13 protein-coding genes are annotated in these 14,120 nt (G+C 69.2%); 2 read left to right on the top strand and 11 right to left on the bottom strand.

Going from position 1 to position 14,120, the window contains the following annotated elements:
- The first annotated feature begins 68 nt into the window (after positions 1 to 68).
- On the top strand, positions 69 to 518 hold the full coding sequence (locus OG709_RS30895; RefSeq protein ID WP_250306394.1) for a MarR family winged helix-turn-helix transcriptional regulator: 450 nt from the start codon (positions 69 to 71) through the stop codon (positions 516 to 518).
- Between the two features lie 81 nt (positions 519 to 599).
- On the opposite strand, the gene pssA is transcribed toward OG709_RS30895, so the two are convergent.
- The 9 genes from pssA to OG709_RS30940 form a co-directional block, all read right to left on the bottom strand.
- Complete coding sequence (gene pssA, locus OG709_RS30900; protein WP_374211379.1) at positions 600 to 1,457, bottom strand: CDP-diacylglycerol--serine O-phosphatidyltransferase; 858 nt, start codon at positions 1,455 to 1,457, stop codon at positions 600 to 602.
- A complete protein-coding gene (locus tag OG709_RS30905; protein ID WP_250306392.1) occupies positions 1,450 to 2,094 on the bottom strand; it encodes a phosphatidylserine decarboxylase in 645 nt (214 codons plus the stop codon). The genes pssA and OG709_RS30905 overlap by 8 nt, the downstream gene beginning before the upstream one ends.
- 169 nt (positions 2,095 to 2,263) lie before the next feature.
- On the bottom strand, positions 2,264 to 3,469 hold the full coding sequence (locus OG709_RS30910; RefSeq protein ID WP_250306391.1) for an acyl-CoA dehydrogenase family protein: 1,206 nt from the start codon (positions 3,467 to 3,469) through the stop codon (positions 2,264 to 2,266).
- Between the two features lie 27 nt (positions 3,470 to 3,496).
- Entirely contained in the window at positions 3,497 to 4,000 is a 504-nt protein-coding gene (locus OG709_RS30915; protein ID WP_250306390.1) for a MaoC family dehydratase, read from the bottom strand.
- Positions 4,001 to 4,003: 3 nt separating this feature from the next.
- Positions 4,004 to 4,978: an HpcH/HpaI aldolase/citrate lyase family protein gene (locus tag OG709_RS30920; protein ID WP_250306388.1), complete on the bottom strand. Its 975-nt coding sequence runs from the start codon at positions 4,976 to 4,978 to the stop codon at positions 4,004 to 4,006.
- Positions 4,975 to 6,987 carry a protein meaA gene (locus OG709_RS30925; RefSeq protein WP_329168486.1) on the bottom strand — a complete coding sequence of 671 codons (2,013 nt, stop codon included), beginning with the start codon at positions 6,985 to 6,987 and terminating at the stop codon, positions 4,975 to 4,977. Before OG709_RS30925 ends, OG709_RS30920 begins: the two co-directional genes overlap by 4 nt.
- 9 nt (positions 6,988 to 6,996) lie before the next feature.
- Positions 6,997 to 8,358, bottom strand: a complete 1,362-nt coding sequence (ccrA, locus tag OG709_RS30930) for a crotonyl-CoA carboxylase/reductase (RefSeq protein WP_250306385.1) — start codon at positions 8,356 to 8,358, stop codon at positions 6,997 to 6,999.
- A gap of 395 nt (positions 8,359 to 8,753) precedes the next feature.
- Positions 8,754 to 9,587 (bottom strand): TetR family transcriptional regulator, encoded by an 834-nt coding sequence (locus tag OG709_RS30935; protein WP_374211378.1) that lies wholly within the window; start codon positions 9,585 to 9,587, stop codon positions 8,754 to 8,756.
- 73 nt (positions 9,588 to 9,660) lie between these two features.
- Positions 9,661 to 11,442 (bottom strand): 3-hydroxyacyl-CoA dehydrogenase family protein, encoded by a 1,782-nt coding sequence (locus OG709_RS30940; protein WP_250306381.1) that lies wholly within the window; start codon positions 11,440 to 11,442, stop codon positions 9,661 to 9,663.
- A gap of 347 nt (positions 11,443 to 11,789) precedes the next feature.
- On the opposite strand from OG709_RS30940, the gene OG709_RS30945 reads away from it, so the two are divergent.
- A complete protein-coding gene (locus OG709_RS30945) occupies positions 11,790 to 12,356 on the top strand; it encodes an adenylosuccinate lyase (RefSeq protein ID WP_266645982.1) in 567 nt (188 codons plus the stop codon).
- On the opposite strand, the gene OG709_RS30950 is transcribed toward OG709_RS30945, so the two are convergent.
- Both OG709_RS30950 and OG709_RS30955 read right to left on the bottom strand, forming a co-directional pair.
- Positions 12,305 to 12,925, bottom strand: a complete 621-nt coding sequence (locus tag OG709_RS30950; RefSeq protein WP_329168489.1) for a GNAT family N-acetyltransferase — start codon at positions 12,923 to 12,925, stop codon at positions 12,305 to 12,307. The genes OG709_RS30945 and OG709_RS30950 overlap by 52 nt on opposite strands.
- Positions 12,926 to 12,996: 71 nt before the next feature.
- A complete protein-coding gene (locus OG709_RS30955; protein ID WP_329168490.1) occupies positions 12,997 to 14,061 on the bottom strand; it encodes an Rv2578c family radical SAM protein in 1,065 nt (354 codons plus the stop codon).
- Positions 14,062 to 14,120: the final 59 nt, after the last annotated feature.

Raw genomic sequence — 14,120 nt, forward strand, 5'->3', positions numbered from 1 at the left:
CGCTCCCTGCCTTCCGAGCGGGTTCGCAATCTTTGAGATGGTCAAGCTTCCCGGCGTAAACTGCTCTCATGCCAGAGACTCCCAGGACCGGTACCGCGCAGCTCATGGAGCTGCTCTCGGCGTCGCTCGTTGCCTACTACGGCGACTTCACCGCCGCGTCCGCGACCGAGGGGCTCACCGCCAGCCAGGGCAGGACGCTCGGCGTGCTGCGCCGGGGGCCGTCGGCGATGCGTGCCCTCGCCACCACTCTGGCCTGCGACGCCTCCAACATGACGGGCATCATCGACCGTCTGGAGAAGCGCGGTCTGGTGCTCCGGGAGCCCAGCCCCACCGACCGGCGCGTCAAGAACGTGCTGCTGACCGCGGACGGCGAGCGCACCATCGACGCGATCCGCGCCCGCATGCACACGACCCTCGCCGGGCTCGACGCACTGGGCGACGAGGACCGAGCCGCACTGGCCGGGCTCCTGGAGCGGGTCTTCGTCCGGCCGCCTGCCGCGGATGACTGCCGCGGATGACTAGGAGAGCCGAACAAGGGCCCTGAACAGAGCTGAGGCCCCGAGTGCACTGCACTCGGGGCCTCAGCTCTGTTCAGGAAGCTACGGCAGCTGCGCCGTACGCGCCTCACGACGGTTACCGCGGAAGGTGTTCACCCGGCGGGCCGTGGCGAAGAGCGGGATGACCGCGCCCAGTACCACCTGGAGCGCACAGCCGGTCTGGAGCAGCAGCTGACCACCCGGCGCGTCGAACGCCCACGCGGCGAGCAGCCCCATCGCGCCCACGATCCAGCTCAGCATTCCCACCGCGAGGACACCCCGCGGCTTCGGGTACTCGACCCGGCTCACCATCAGCCAGGCGACCCCGATGACCGCGAGCAGCGTCGGTACGAAGGGCAGCTCCAGCAGCACGATCGAGACGACCGTCAGCGCGCCGAAGGGCGACGGCATGCCCTGGAACATGCCGTCCTTCAAGGTCACGCACGAGAACCGCGCAAGCCGCAGCACCACCGCCAGCAGCACCACGATCGCCGCCACCGCCGCGACCCGCTGGTGGGCGTCGTCCGCGACCATTCCGTACACGAGCACGAAATAGGCCGGGGCGAGCCCGAAGCTGATGAGGTCGGAGAGGTTGTCCAGCTCCGCGCCCATCGGCGAGCTGCGCAGCTTGCGCGCCACGAGCCCGTCACAGAGGTCGAAGATCGCGGCGAGCAGCATCAGGATCACGGCGGTCGCGGCGGAGTGCCGCGCCATGCCGGTCTCCTGGCTGCCCTGGAGATGCGGGATGAGGATTCCGGTGGTGGTGAAGTACACCGCCATGAATCCGCACGTGGCGTTACCGAGGGTGAGCGTGTCCGCTATCGACAACCGCAGTGAGAGAGGAATGTCCTCGCTGCTGTCGATGTCCCTGTCGGTGTCGGCCTCGGGGACCCAGCCGGCCTGTGTCTCCGGATCAATCACGGTCAATTCGAGTCACCCCCGCGGTGGTGGCCTGGCCGACCTCGACCGCGACATCGATACCTTCCGGAAGGTAGATGTCGACGCGTGAGCCGAACCGGATCAGGCCGATCCGCTCGCCCTGTTCCACCTTGGTGCCCTGCGGGACGTACGGCACGATGCGCCGGGCCACGGCACCGGCGATCTGCACCATCTCGATGTCGCCGAGCTCGGTGTCGAAGTGCCAGACAACGCGCTCGTTGTTCTCGCTCTCCTTGTTGAACGCCGGGACGAAGCCGCCGGGGATGTGCTCGACGGACGTCACGGTGCCCGCCAGCGGAGCGCGGTTCACGTGGACGTTCAGCGGGCTCATGAAGATCGCGACGCGGGTACGCCCGTCCTTCCACGGCATGATGCTCTGCACTACACCGTCGGCCGGGGAGATGACCCGGCCCTGTGCGATCTCCCGCTCGGGGTCGCGGAAGAACCACAGCATGCCCGCCGCGAGGGCGGTGGTGGGCACGGCGACAGCAGCCCAGCGGCCGGACCTGCGGGCCCGGGTCAGGCTGAGTGCGGCCGTCGCGACAGTCGGCAGGAGCCACGGCGATGCTCCGCGCGCAAGACGGACGCCGCGTGGTGCAGAGGTTTGGCTGTGGGGCATGAATGACCTTCGTAGCGGATGATGCCGCGCGGGAACGGGGGACGGCGGCTTTCGGGCGATGCTATCGGTTGGGGACCACAACTGGGCAAGCCAGGAAGCCGAGTCGGCGGCCTGAAGATGATGACTGGCTGTGATCTTCTTCGCTGACATATCGCCCGCAACCGGACAATCAGCCCTGGAATCGGTACTCTTCGAGGAGTCGTCGACCGATGATCATTTTCTGAATCTCGGCGGTACCTTCGCCGATCAGCAGCATCGGGGCTTCGCGGTAGAGCCGCTCGATCTCGTACTCCTTGGAGAACCCGTATCCGCCGTGGATACGGAAGGCGTCCTCCACGACTTCCTTGCAGTACTCGGAGGCCAGGTACTTCGCCATCCCCGCTTCGAGGTCGTTTCGTTCCCCGGAGTCCTTTTTGCGTGCCGCATTGACCATCATCGCATGGGCGGCCTCGACCTTGGTAGCCATTTCGGCCAGCTTGAACTGGATCGCCTGGTGCTGAGCGATCTGTTTGCCGAACGTATGCCGTTGCTGCGCGTAGTCGATACCCAATTCGAAGGCGCGTTGTGCCACTCCACAGCCACGCGCTGCGACATTTACCCGGCCTACCTCCACTCCGTCCATCATTTGGTAAAACCCTCGGCCGGTAACCCCACCAAGTACGCGATTGGCCGGAATTCGCAGTCCGTCCATGATCAGCTCGGTGGTGTCGACGCCCTTGTAGCCCATCTTGTCGATCTTGCCGGGGATGGTCAGCCCCGGCCGGACCTCGCCGAAGCCCGGCTCCTTCTCGACGAGGAACGTCGTCATCGACTTGTGCCGGGGGGTCCCCTCGGGGTGACCCTCGTCACTGCGGCAGAGCACCGCGACGAGCGAGGACGTGCCGCCGTTGGTCAGCCACATCTTCTGGCCGTCGAGCACGTACTCGTCGCCGTCCTTGATCCCCTTCGAGGTGATCGCCGACACATCCGAGCCGAGCCCCGGCTCGGACATCGAGAACGCGCCGCGCACGTCGCCGGCCGCCATCCGCGGCAGGAAGGTGTCCTTCTGCTCCTGGGTGCCGTGCTGCTTGAGCATGTACGCCACGATGAAGTGGGTGTTGATGATGCCGGACACGCTCATCCAGCCACGCGCTATCTCCTCGACACAGAGCGCGTATGTGAGAAGGGACTCACCCAGCCCCCCGTACTCCTCGGGGATCATCAGCCCGAACAGGCCGAGTTCCTTGAGGCCCTCGACGATCTGGGCCGGGTATTCGTCGCGGTGTTCCAGCGCGGTGGCGACCGGCAGGATCTCCTTGTCGACGAAGTCCCGCACGGTGGCCAGGATTTCCTGCTGGACGTCGGTGAGACCCGGGGTCCGGGCGAGTCGGCTCATGGCTGCTTCTCCTGTGGCTACACGCGGTCAGTTGGCAGGCGTCGGGCGGCCGGGCTGTTCTCCGCCGCGCTCCTTGATGTACGTCGCGGTCGGGACCATCACCTTGCGCCGGAACACGCAGACGACGGTGCCGTCCTGCTTGTAACCCCTGGTCTCGACGTACACGATCCCGCGGTCGCTCTTCGACCTCGAAGGGGTCTTCTCCAGCACGGTGGTCTCGCCGTAGAGCGTGTCGCCGTGGAACGTCGGAGCGATGTGCTTCAGCGACTCGACCTCCAGGTTGGCGATGGCCTTGCCGGACACGTCGGGGACCGACATGCCGAGCAGCAGCGAGTAGATGTAGTTGCCGACGACGACGTTCCGGCCGAAGTCGGTGGTCTCCTCGGCGTAGTTGCTGTCCAGGTGGAGCGGATGGTGATTCATGGTCAGCAGGCAGAAGAGGTGGTCGTCGTACTCGGTGACGGTCTTTCCCGGCCAGTGCTTGTAGACCGCGCCGACCTCGAACTCCTCGTAGGTGCGTCCGAATTGCATCGCTTACGCCTCCGGGGCCTCGAACGTGGACGTACGCCGCATCCCGGCCGCCCGGCCCTTGCCGGAGATGACCAGGGCCATCTTGCGGCTGGCCTCGTCGATCATCTCGTCGCCGAGCATCGCCGAACCCTTCTTGCCGCCCGCCTCGGAGGTGCACCACTCGTACGCGTCGAGGATCATCTCGGCGTGGTCGTAGTCCTCCTGGGACGGCGAGAAGATCTCGTTCGACGCCTCGACCTGGCCCGGGTGGAGGACCCACTTGCCGTCGAAGCCGAGCGCCGCCGCCCGCCGGGCGACCTCGCGGTATCCGTCGACATTGCGGATCTGGAGGTACGGGCCGTCGATCGCCTGGAGGTCGTACGTCCGGGCCGCCATCAGGATCTTCATCAGGATGTAGTGGTACGCGTCCGCGCCGTAGCCGGGCGGCTGCTCGCCCACCACCAGGGTCTTCATGTTGATCGACGCCATGAAGTCGGCCGGGCCGAAGATGATGGCCTCGTTGCGGGGTGAGGCAGCCGCGATCTCGTTGACATTGACCAGACCCTTGGCGTTCTCGATCTGCGCCTCGATGCCGATCTTCCCGACCTCGAAGCCCATCGTCTTCTCGATCTGGGTGAGCAGCAGGTCGAGGGCCACCACCTGCTGGGCGTCCTGGACCTTCGGCAGCATGATGCAGTCGAGATTCTGGCCCGCGCCCTCGACGACCGTGACGACATCGCGGTACGTCCAGTGGGTGGTCCAGTCGTTGACCCGTACGACCCGGGTCTTGCCCGTCCAGTCACCCTTGTTCAGCGCGTCGACGATGGTGTGCCGGGCGCCCTCCTTGGCGAGCGGCGCGCAGGCGTCCTCCAGGTCGAGGAAGACCTGGTCGGCCGGGAGCCCCTGGGCCTTCTCCAGGAAGCGCGGGTTCGACCCGGGGACGGCCAGACAGGACCGCCGCGGGCGCAGACGGTTCACGGGGCTCGAAGACGCGGTCATGCGGGGACCTCCAAGGGGTCGAGCTTGTTCGCTTTCCGGATCACTTCGACGATACGTCCGATGATCTCGGTGATACCGAAGTCCTTCGGGGTGAAGACCGCGGCCACGCCGGCCTCCATGAGCTGCGTTCCGTCGGCGTTCGGGATGATGCCGCCGACGATCACGGGAATGTCGGACGCGCCCGCCTCCCGTAGGCGCTGGAGCACGTCGGGGACCAGTGCGGCGTGCGAGCCGGACAGGATCGACAGGCCCACGCAGTGCACGTCCTCGGCGAGGGCCGCGCCGACGATCTGCTCGGGTGTCAGCCGGATGCCCTGGTAGACGACCTCGAACCCGGCGTCGCGGGCCCGTACGGCGATCTGCTCGGCGCCGTTGGAGTGCCCGTCCAGGCCCGGTTTGCCGACCAGGAGGCGCAGCCGTCCGCTGCCGAGGTCTTGCGCCGTTCGGGTCACCGCGGCGCGTACGGCGGCGAGCGGGGAGCCCTCCTCGGCGGTGACGGCGACCGGCGCGCCGCTCACCCCCGTGGGGGCACGGAACTCGCCGAAGACATCGCGCAGCGCCCAGGACCACTCGCCCGTGGTCACGCCCGCACGGGCGCAGTCGAGGGTCGCCCCGAAGAGGTTTCCGGTGCCCGCCGCGGTCGCCTTGAGGACGGCCAGCACCTCCTGGGCACGGCCCTCGTCGCGGTTGTCGCGCCAGGTGTGCAGGGCGGCGACGACCTGTGCCTCGTTCGCCGGGTCGACCGTCATGATCGCCGTGTCGAGGTCGGCGGTGAGCGGGTTGGGTTCCGTGGACTCGTAGCAGTTGACGCCGACGATCTTCTCGTCGCCACCCTCGATCCTGGCCCTGCGCTCGGCGTGCGAGGAGACCAGCTCCGACTTGAGGTAGCCGGACTCGACGGCTGCCATCGCGCCGCCCATCTGCTGGATGCGGTCGATCTCCGCGAGCGACTGTTCGACGAGTTCGCCGACCTTGGCCTCGATGACGTGCGATCCGTCGAAGATGTCCTCGTACTCCAGCAGGTCGCTCTCCTGGGCGAGGACCTGCTGGATCCGCAGGGACCACTGCTGGTCCCAGGGGCGGGGGAGTCCCAGCGCCTCGTTCCAGGCGGGCAGTTGCACGGCGCGTGCGCGGGCGTCCTTGGAGAGGGTGACGGCCAGCATTTCGAGCACGATGCGCTGGACGTTGTTCTCCGGCTGGGCCTCGGTCAGGCCGAGGGAGTTGACCTGGACGCCGTAGCGGAAGCGGCGCTTCTTGGCGTCCGTGATGCCGTACCGCTCGCGCGTCACCCGGTCCCAGATCCGGCCGAAGGCGCGCATCTTGCACATCTCCTCGATGAAGCGGACGCCCGCGTTCACGAAGAAGGAGATCCGTGCGACGACCGCGTCGAACTGCTCGGGAGGGACCTGCCCGGAGTCGCGGACGGCGTCCAGCACGGCGATCGCGGTGGACATCGCGTACGCGATCTCCTGGACCGGTGTGGCACCCGCCTCCTGGAGGTGGTAGCTGCAGATGTTGATCGGGTTCCACCTGGGGAGGTGGGCGACCGTGTACGTGATCATGTCGGTGGTCAGCCGGAGGCTCGGTCCCGGCGGGAACACATGGGTCCCGCGCGACAGGTACTCCTTGACGATGTCGTTCTGTGTCGTCCCCTGGAGCCTGGTGGCGTCCGCGCCCTGTTCCTCCGCGACCACCTGGTACAGCGCCAGCAGCCACATGGCCGTCGCGTTGATGGTCATCGAGGTGTTCATCTGCTCCAGCGGGATGTCCTGGAACAGCCGCCGCATGTCGCCGAGATGGGACACCGGCACGCCGACCCGGCCGACCTCGCCGCGGGCGAGGACGTGGTCCGGGTCGTACCCGGTCTGGGTGGGCAGGTCGAAGGCGACCGACAGACCGGTCTGGCCCTTGGCCAGGTTGCGCCGGTACAGCTCGTTGGACGCCTCGGCGGTCGAGTGCCCCGCGTACGTCCGCATGAGCCAGGGGCGGTCCTTGTGACGTTCAGTCATCTGCGGGCCTCAGACGTTGCGGAAGCGGTTGATGGCGTCGATGTGCTGCGCACGCAGCTCCGGATCGCGTACGCCCAGACCTTCGCGGGGCGCCAGCGCCAGCACGCCGACCTTTCCCTGGTGGCGGTTGCTGTGCACGTCGTACGCGGCCTGTCCGGTGTCGTCCAGCGAGTACACCTTCGACAGCGTCGGGTGGATCTTCCCCTTGGCCACCAGCCGGTTGGCCTCCCAGGCCTCGCGGTAGTTGGCGAAGTGGGACCCCACGATCCTCTTCAGCGACATCCACAGATAGCGGTTGTCGTACTCGTGGGTGTAGCCCGACGTCGAGGCGCAGGTGACGATCGTGCCGCCCTTGCGGGTCACGTACACCGAGGCGCCGAAGGTCTCGCGGCCCGGGTGCTCGAAGACGATGTCCACGTCCTCGCCACCGGTCAGTTCCCGGATGTCCTTGCCGAACCGCTTCCACTCGCGCGGGTCCTGGTGGTGTTCGTCCTTCCAGAACTTGTAGCCCTCGGCGTTGCGGTCGATGATCGCCTCGGCGCCCATCTTCCGGCAGATCTCCGCCTTCTTGTCGCTGGAGACGACACAGACCGGGTTGGCGCCGCCGGCCAGCGCGAACTGCGTGGCGTACGAGCCGAGTCCACCGCTCGCGCCCCAGATCAGCACGTTGTCGCCCTGCTTCATCCCGGCGCCGTTGCGCGACACCAGCTGGCGGTACGCGGTGGAGTTGACCAGACCGGGGGCCGCGGCCTCCTCCCAGCTGAGGTGCTGGGGCTTGGGCATCAGCTGGTTGGACTTGACCAGCGCGATCTCGGCGAGCCCGCCGAAGTTGGTCTCGAAGCCCCAGATGCGCTGCTCGGGGTCGAGCATGGTGTCGTTGTGGCCGTCGGAGCTCTCCAGCTCGACGGAGAGACAGTGCGCGACGACCTCGTCGCCCGGCTGCCAGGTGTTGACGCCGGGGCCGGTGCGCAGCACCACGCCCGCGAGGTCGGAGCCGATGACGTGGTACGGCAGGTCGTGGCGCTTGCTGAGCTCGCTCAGCCGCCCGTACCGCTCCAGGAAGCCGAACGTCGACATCGGCTCGAAGATCGAGGTCCAGACGGAGTTGTAGTTCACCGAGCTGGCCATGACGGCCACCAGGGCTTCGCCGGGACCGAGTTCCGGCACCGGCACGTCCTCCACGTGGAGTGACCGGCGGGGGTCCTTGTCGCGGCTGGCGAGGCCGTCGAACATCTCGGCCTCGTCCTTGTGCACGGTCACCGCGCGGTACGAGTCGGGGAGGGGCAGGGCGGCGAAGTCGGCCGCCGTGGCCACGGTTGAGCCACTGTCTGTTTCGGTCCGCGACTGGATCGCGTCCAGGATTTCCTTCACGGTGCTGCCTCCGGCGGATGGGGTCTCCCCGAGCGGAGCCGAGTGCTCGGGGACGCGTTGAGGGAACGCTGAGGGGGGTACGTCGGTGCTGGTCTGGAGGTGCCGTCGGTTCGGCGGAACTACGGGAGCGGCTGCGCGGTGGTGGGGCGCGGAGGGTGCCTGTGACGCAGGCGTCCGGGCGCGTGAACACGTGGTTCGCGGGGACAGCCGGCGTACGGAAGATCACTGCCCGCCGGCCGCCCGGACGCCTTCAACGTATGGCACCGCGTGCCAAGTGGCAAGACACTGAGTGCCAACAAATTCTCTCAGTTGTCACCCAGGAGTCACGGATGAGCAAAAACGGCCACCCCTGGAATGGGGCGGCCGTTCTGGTGAGGGTCGGGGGTCGGGTGTGGTCAGCGCTTCTTCAGCGCCTGCTCGATGGTCCGCATGACCTCGTCGAGCGGGGCGTCGGTACGCGCCACCGTCACCAGAACCTCGCCGCTGCCTCTCACCGTCGCAGCCGGGGTGCGCTCAGCTGTGCGGCCGGCGCCTATCCCGGTGCCGAAGGTGTCCCTGACGATGGCGAAGGCATGGTCGAGCCGGGCCTCCACATCGCCCTGCCCGTCGGCCCGCAGCCAGCGGCGCAGCACGTGGTTGTGCGCGGTGACCACGGCCGACGCCGCGACCTCGGCGAGCAGCGGGTCGTCATTGCCGTCGTGCTGGTCGTGCTCGTCGAAATGGCCCAGCAGATAGCGGGTGAACAGCCGCTCGTAGCGGGCCACCGAGGCGATCTCCGCCTCGCGCAGGGTCGGCACCTCACGGGTCAGCTTGTAGCGCGCCACCGAGACCACCGGCGACGCCGCGTACATCCGCATGACTTCCTTGATGCCCCGGCACACGGTGTCCAGCGGGTGCTCGTGCGGGGGCGCGGCGTTCAGCACCGCCTCGGCCCGCACCAGGGTGTCGTCGTGGTCCGGGAAGATCGCCTCTTCCTTGGAGCGGAAGTGACGGAAGAAGGTCCGGCGGGCCACTCCGGCCCGCGCCGCGATCTCGTCGACGGTCGTGGCCTCGTACCCCTTGGTGGAGAACAGCTCCATCGCCGCCGCCGCCAGTTCGCGGCGCATCTTGAGCCGTTGCGCGGCTGCGCGGTTGCCCGCGGCGCTCTCCGGGGCATCTGACGACGCCTTCTTGCGGGCAGGCCGTCGGACGGGGCCAGTGGGCTGGGACATGGTCCGAACGTACTGCATCCGCCCGGCGATACGTGCTTGCGGGGGCGGGCCGCCACCCGGTTCCAGCAGCCCGCCCCAGTCCCCGTACGGATCAGCGCCGGGCATACTCGCGGAAACCACGCCCCGTCTTGCGGCCCAGGCACCCCGCCGCCACCAGATGTTCGAGCAGGGGCGCGGGTGCCAGACCCGGGTCGCGGAACTCACGGTGCAGCACCCGCTCGATGGCCAGCGAGACATCGAGCCCGACCACGTCGAGCAGCTCGAACGGCCCCATCGGGTAGCCGCCGCCCAGCTTCATCGCGGCGTCGATGTCGTCGAGCGTCGCGTAGTGCTCCTGCACCATCTTCACCGCGTTGTTCAGGTACGGGAAGAGCAGCGCGTTCACGATGAAACCGGCCCGGTCCCCGCAGTCCACCGGGTGCTTGCGGACCTCGGCGCAGACCGCCCGGACCGTGGCGTGCGCCTCGTCGGACGTCAGGACGGTACGGACCACCTCGACCAGTTTCATGGCGGGTGCCGGGTTGAAGAAGTGCATCCCGACGACGTCCTGCGGACGCGAGGTGGCGCGGGCGCAGGCGATGACGGGCAGTGAGGAGGTCGTGGTGGCGAGCACCGCGCCCTGCTTGCAGACCTTGTCGAGCGTCTCGAAGAGCTGCTGCTTGACCTCCAGTTCCTCGGCCACCGCCTCGACGGCCAGATCGACGTCGGCGAACGCGTCGAGCGAGCCGGCCGGAGTGATCCGGGCCAGCGTCTCGTCCCGGGCCTCCGCCGTCATCCGGCCCTTGTCGACGGAGCGGGCGAGCGACTTGGCGACACGGGACCTCGCGGTGTCGGCCTTCTCCTGGCTGCGGGCCGCGAGCACCACGGCGAACCCGGCCTTGGCGAAGACCTCGGCGATGCCCGACGCCATGGTCCCCGACCCGGCGACCCCCACGGACGAGATCCGGCGCCCGGTGCCCGGCTGTGCACCGTCGGGCGGGGTCAGCGCGTCGCGCACCACGGTGGGGCTGCCCGGGGCGTCGTACGAGTAGAACCCGCGCCCCGACTTACGGCCGCTCAGCCCCGCGTTGCTGAGCTGCTTGAGGATCGGCGCGGGGGCGTGCAGCCGGTCGCGGGACGCGGCGTACATCGCTTCCAGGACCGTGCGCGCGGTGTCGATGCCGATCAGGTCGAGCAGGGCGAGCGGACCCATCGGCAGCCCGCAGCCGAGCCGCATCGCCGCGTCGATGTCCTCGCGGGAGGCGTACTTGGCCTCGTACATCGCCGCTGCCTGGTTGAGGTAGCCGAAGAGCAGCCCGTCGGCGACGAAACCCGGGCGGTCGCCGACCGCGACGGGCTCCTTGCCGAGGTCCCTGGCGAGCGTGGTGACCGCCTCGACGGCCGCCGGTGCGGTCAGCACCGAGGAGACCACCTCGACCAGCTTCATCACCGGGGCCGGGTTGAAGAAGTGCAGGCCGAGGACGCGCTCGGGGTGCGCGGTGTCCGCGGCCAGCCGGGTCACCGAGAGGGCGTTGGTGCCGGTCGCCAGGATCGTGGTGGGGCTCACCACGGTGTCGAGCGCGCGCAGGACCTGCTGTTTCGTCTCGTACGACTCCGGCACGACCTCGATGACCAGTTCGGCGTCGGCCGCCGCGTGAAGGTCGGAGAAGGTACGGAACCGGGCGAGGACGTTCCGCCGTTCCTGCTCGGTGAGGCGCTCGCGCCCCACGGCGCGCGCGGTGGACTCTTCGAGCGCCGTCACGGCGCGTCGCGTCGCGTCGGCGCTGATGTCGATACCGATGACCTCGCGTCCGGCGCGGGCCAGGACCTCGGCGATGCCGGTGCCCATGGTGCCGAGGCCGACCACGGCGATGGTGTGCAGAGGGGTGTCCATCAGGGGACTCCAGGGATGAGTGACGACTGAGGGGCGCACGAGGTGCGGGGCTACCGGGAAGGGAGGCCGGGCATCCGTGCGTGAGGTGTCGTGGAGAGGGCCGACCGGCCCGGTCCCGGGGCCGTGTCGTACAGAACTGCCGAACCGACAAACACACAGAGCGCAGAACGCGGAACTCGGAGAACTCGTGGCGGCTGCGTCACCAGGCCGCCCTGAGGGTGGAGCGAAGCGGGCTGTAACCCGCTCACTTGAGAGTAACCGGCCGGTAACGAGCGCGCCAGACCGGAGGCGATGTGATCTGGATCGCCCTCTGCCGGGCTGTCGCCGCACGGCCTAGGCTTCCCGCCATGGACGAGGAACTGCGGTCGCTCACGGACCGGCTGCGGGACGAGTCGGGCGGCTCGGCGGCGTACGAGCGGCTCGCCGCCGCCGGGGACCACGAGGAGCTGGCCGCCGTGCTCACCGCGACCGGACAGCCGCTCTGGGCGCGGGAACTCGCCGCCTTCCGGCTGGGGTGCGCCGGTGACCGGAGGGCCTTCGAGGCGCTGGTGCTGCTGCTCAACCACCGTGACCCGCCGCGCTGTGTCTCCGCGGCGTACGCCCTCGCCCGACTCGGCGACCCGCGCACGGCACGCGCCGCCGCGGCCCTCGCCACGAACGGGATGCGCACGGCGTACGCCCTGCAACCGGTGCTGCTGCTCGCCGAGCTCCGGGCGCCCGAGTCCGTGCCCGCGTTGATCCGCGCGCTGGAGCCGCTGCTGGCGCCCGACGCTCCGTACCCGCGAGTGGCGCTCGGCTGTGTGGAAGGGCTCGGGCGGCTCGGTGATCCGCGCGCCCGACCGGTGCTCGAAGCCGCCCTGCGTCACCCCGCGCTGGCCGCCGCCGCGTCGGAGGCGCTGAGCCGCCTCGCGTAACGCACCTCGGGAACGGACACCCCGCCCACGTCGAACGGCTCCTCGGCGCCGTCGGCGGCGAACCCGCACCTCTCGTAGAACCGCCGGGCGCGGGCGTTCCCTTCGAGCACCCACAGGCGCAGAACACGGTGGCCCGCGGCGCCGGCCCAGGCGAGCGCCTCGGCCATCAGCGCGCGCCCGGCACCGGTGGAGAGGTGCTCCGGCAGGACGTAGAGGGCGTACAGCTCACCGTCCCCGGTACGTGGCACGTCGGGCCGGTACGGTCCGCAGCAGGCCCACCCGATCACCGCGCCGTCGCGTTCGGCGACGATGTTGAACACCCGGCCGCGCCCGGCCGCGAAATGGGCGCGGCGCCGCACCGCGTCCTCGCCCGCGTCCATGGCGTCGAGATACGGCTGCGGGATCAGCCCGGCGTACGCGAACTGCCAGCCGCGCACCCGCACGACGGCCACCGCCTCGCAGTCGTCGGCCGTCATGCCCCTGATGAGCAGCGGACTCCGTGCCTGCTGTGCCTGCTGTTCCCGCTGTGCCTGCTGTTCCCGGTGTTCCCGGGGAAGTCGCGTCGTCACGCGCACATCGTCGCGTGGGCCCGGTCGGGCGGGCCAGCGGATTGACGGCGGACCGTGCCCGGGGCGCGGGGTCAGAGCAGCGTCAGCTGGGTGGGCTCCGCGAGAAGCGGCTCCCGCGGGGCCGGGATCCGGCGCGGCGCACCCCGCTGGGCAGGCCCGATGCCGTACTCGGCCGCCAGCTCGTGCACCTGGCGGGTGATCCTGCGCTGGTACCACTTCGGGGCGTACGCCCCCTCCGCGTACAGCCGCTCGTAGCGCCGCACCAGGTGGGGATGGTGCTGCCCGAGCCAGGCCATGAACCACTCCCTGGCGCCCGGCCGCAGATGCAGTACGAGCGGCGTCACCGAGGTCGCCCCGGAGGCCGCGACGGCGCGCACCGTGGCGCGCAGCTGGTCCGGGTGGTCGCCGAGGAACGGGATCACGGGGGCCATCAGGACCCCGCAGCCGATGCCGCCCTCGGTGAGCGTGCGTACGACGTCCAGTCGCCGCAGGGGGGACGGCGTGCCCGGCTCCACGGTGCGCCACAGCTCCTCGTCCACGAAGCCGACCGATACGGAGACACCGACGTCGGTGACGCTCGCCGCCTGTTGCAGCAGTTCCAGATCGCGCAGGATCAGCGTTCCCTTGGTCAGGACGGAGAACGGGTTCGCATGGTCGCGCAGGGCCGCGATGATGCCCGGCATCAGCCGGTAGCGGCCCTCGGCGCGCTGGTAGCAGTCGACATTCGTCCCCATCGCGATGTGGGCGCCCTGCCACTGCCGGGAGGGCAGGCGGCTGCGCAGCAGTTCGGGGGCGTTGACCTTGACGACGATCTGCGAGTCGAATCCCAGGCCGGTGTCCAGGTCGAGATAGCTGTGGGTCCGGCGGGCGAAGCAGTAGACACACGCGTGGGTACAGCCGCGGTAGGGGTTGACCGTCCATTCGAACGGCATCCGTGAGGCGCCGGGCACCCGGTTCACGATCGAGCGGGACCGCACCTCGTGGAAGGTGACTCCGCGGAACTCCGGGGTGTCGAAGGTGCGGGTGACCACCCGGTCCGTCCCGAACAGCGCCGCGTCCCCGGGCGCCCGGCCGTCCCCGCCGCCCTCTTCGGACCCGTTGTCCCCGCCGTTCTCGGTCAGTCGGTCCCAGCGCATGGCGCCTCCTCGGTAGCCTGTACTCCAGATTAGAACACCTGTTCCCATTGTTCGCACAA

It is taken from the genome of Streptomyces sp. NBC_01267 (assembly GCF_036241575.1).
Classification (GTDB): domain Bacteria; phylum Actinomycetota; class Actinomycetes; order Streptomycetales; family Streptomycetaceae; genus Streptomyces.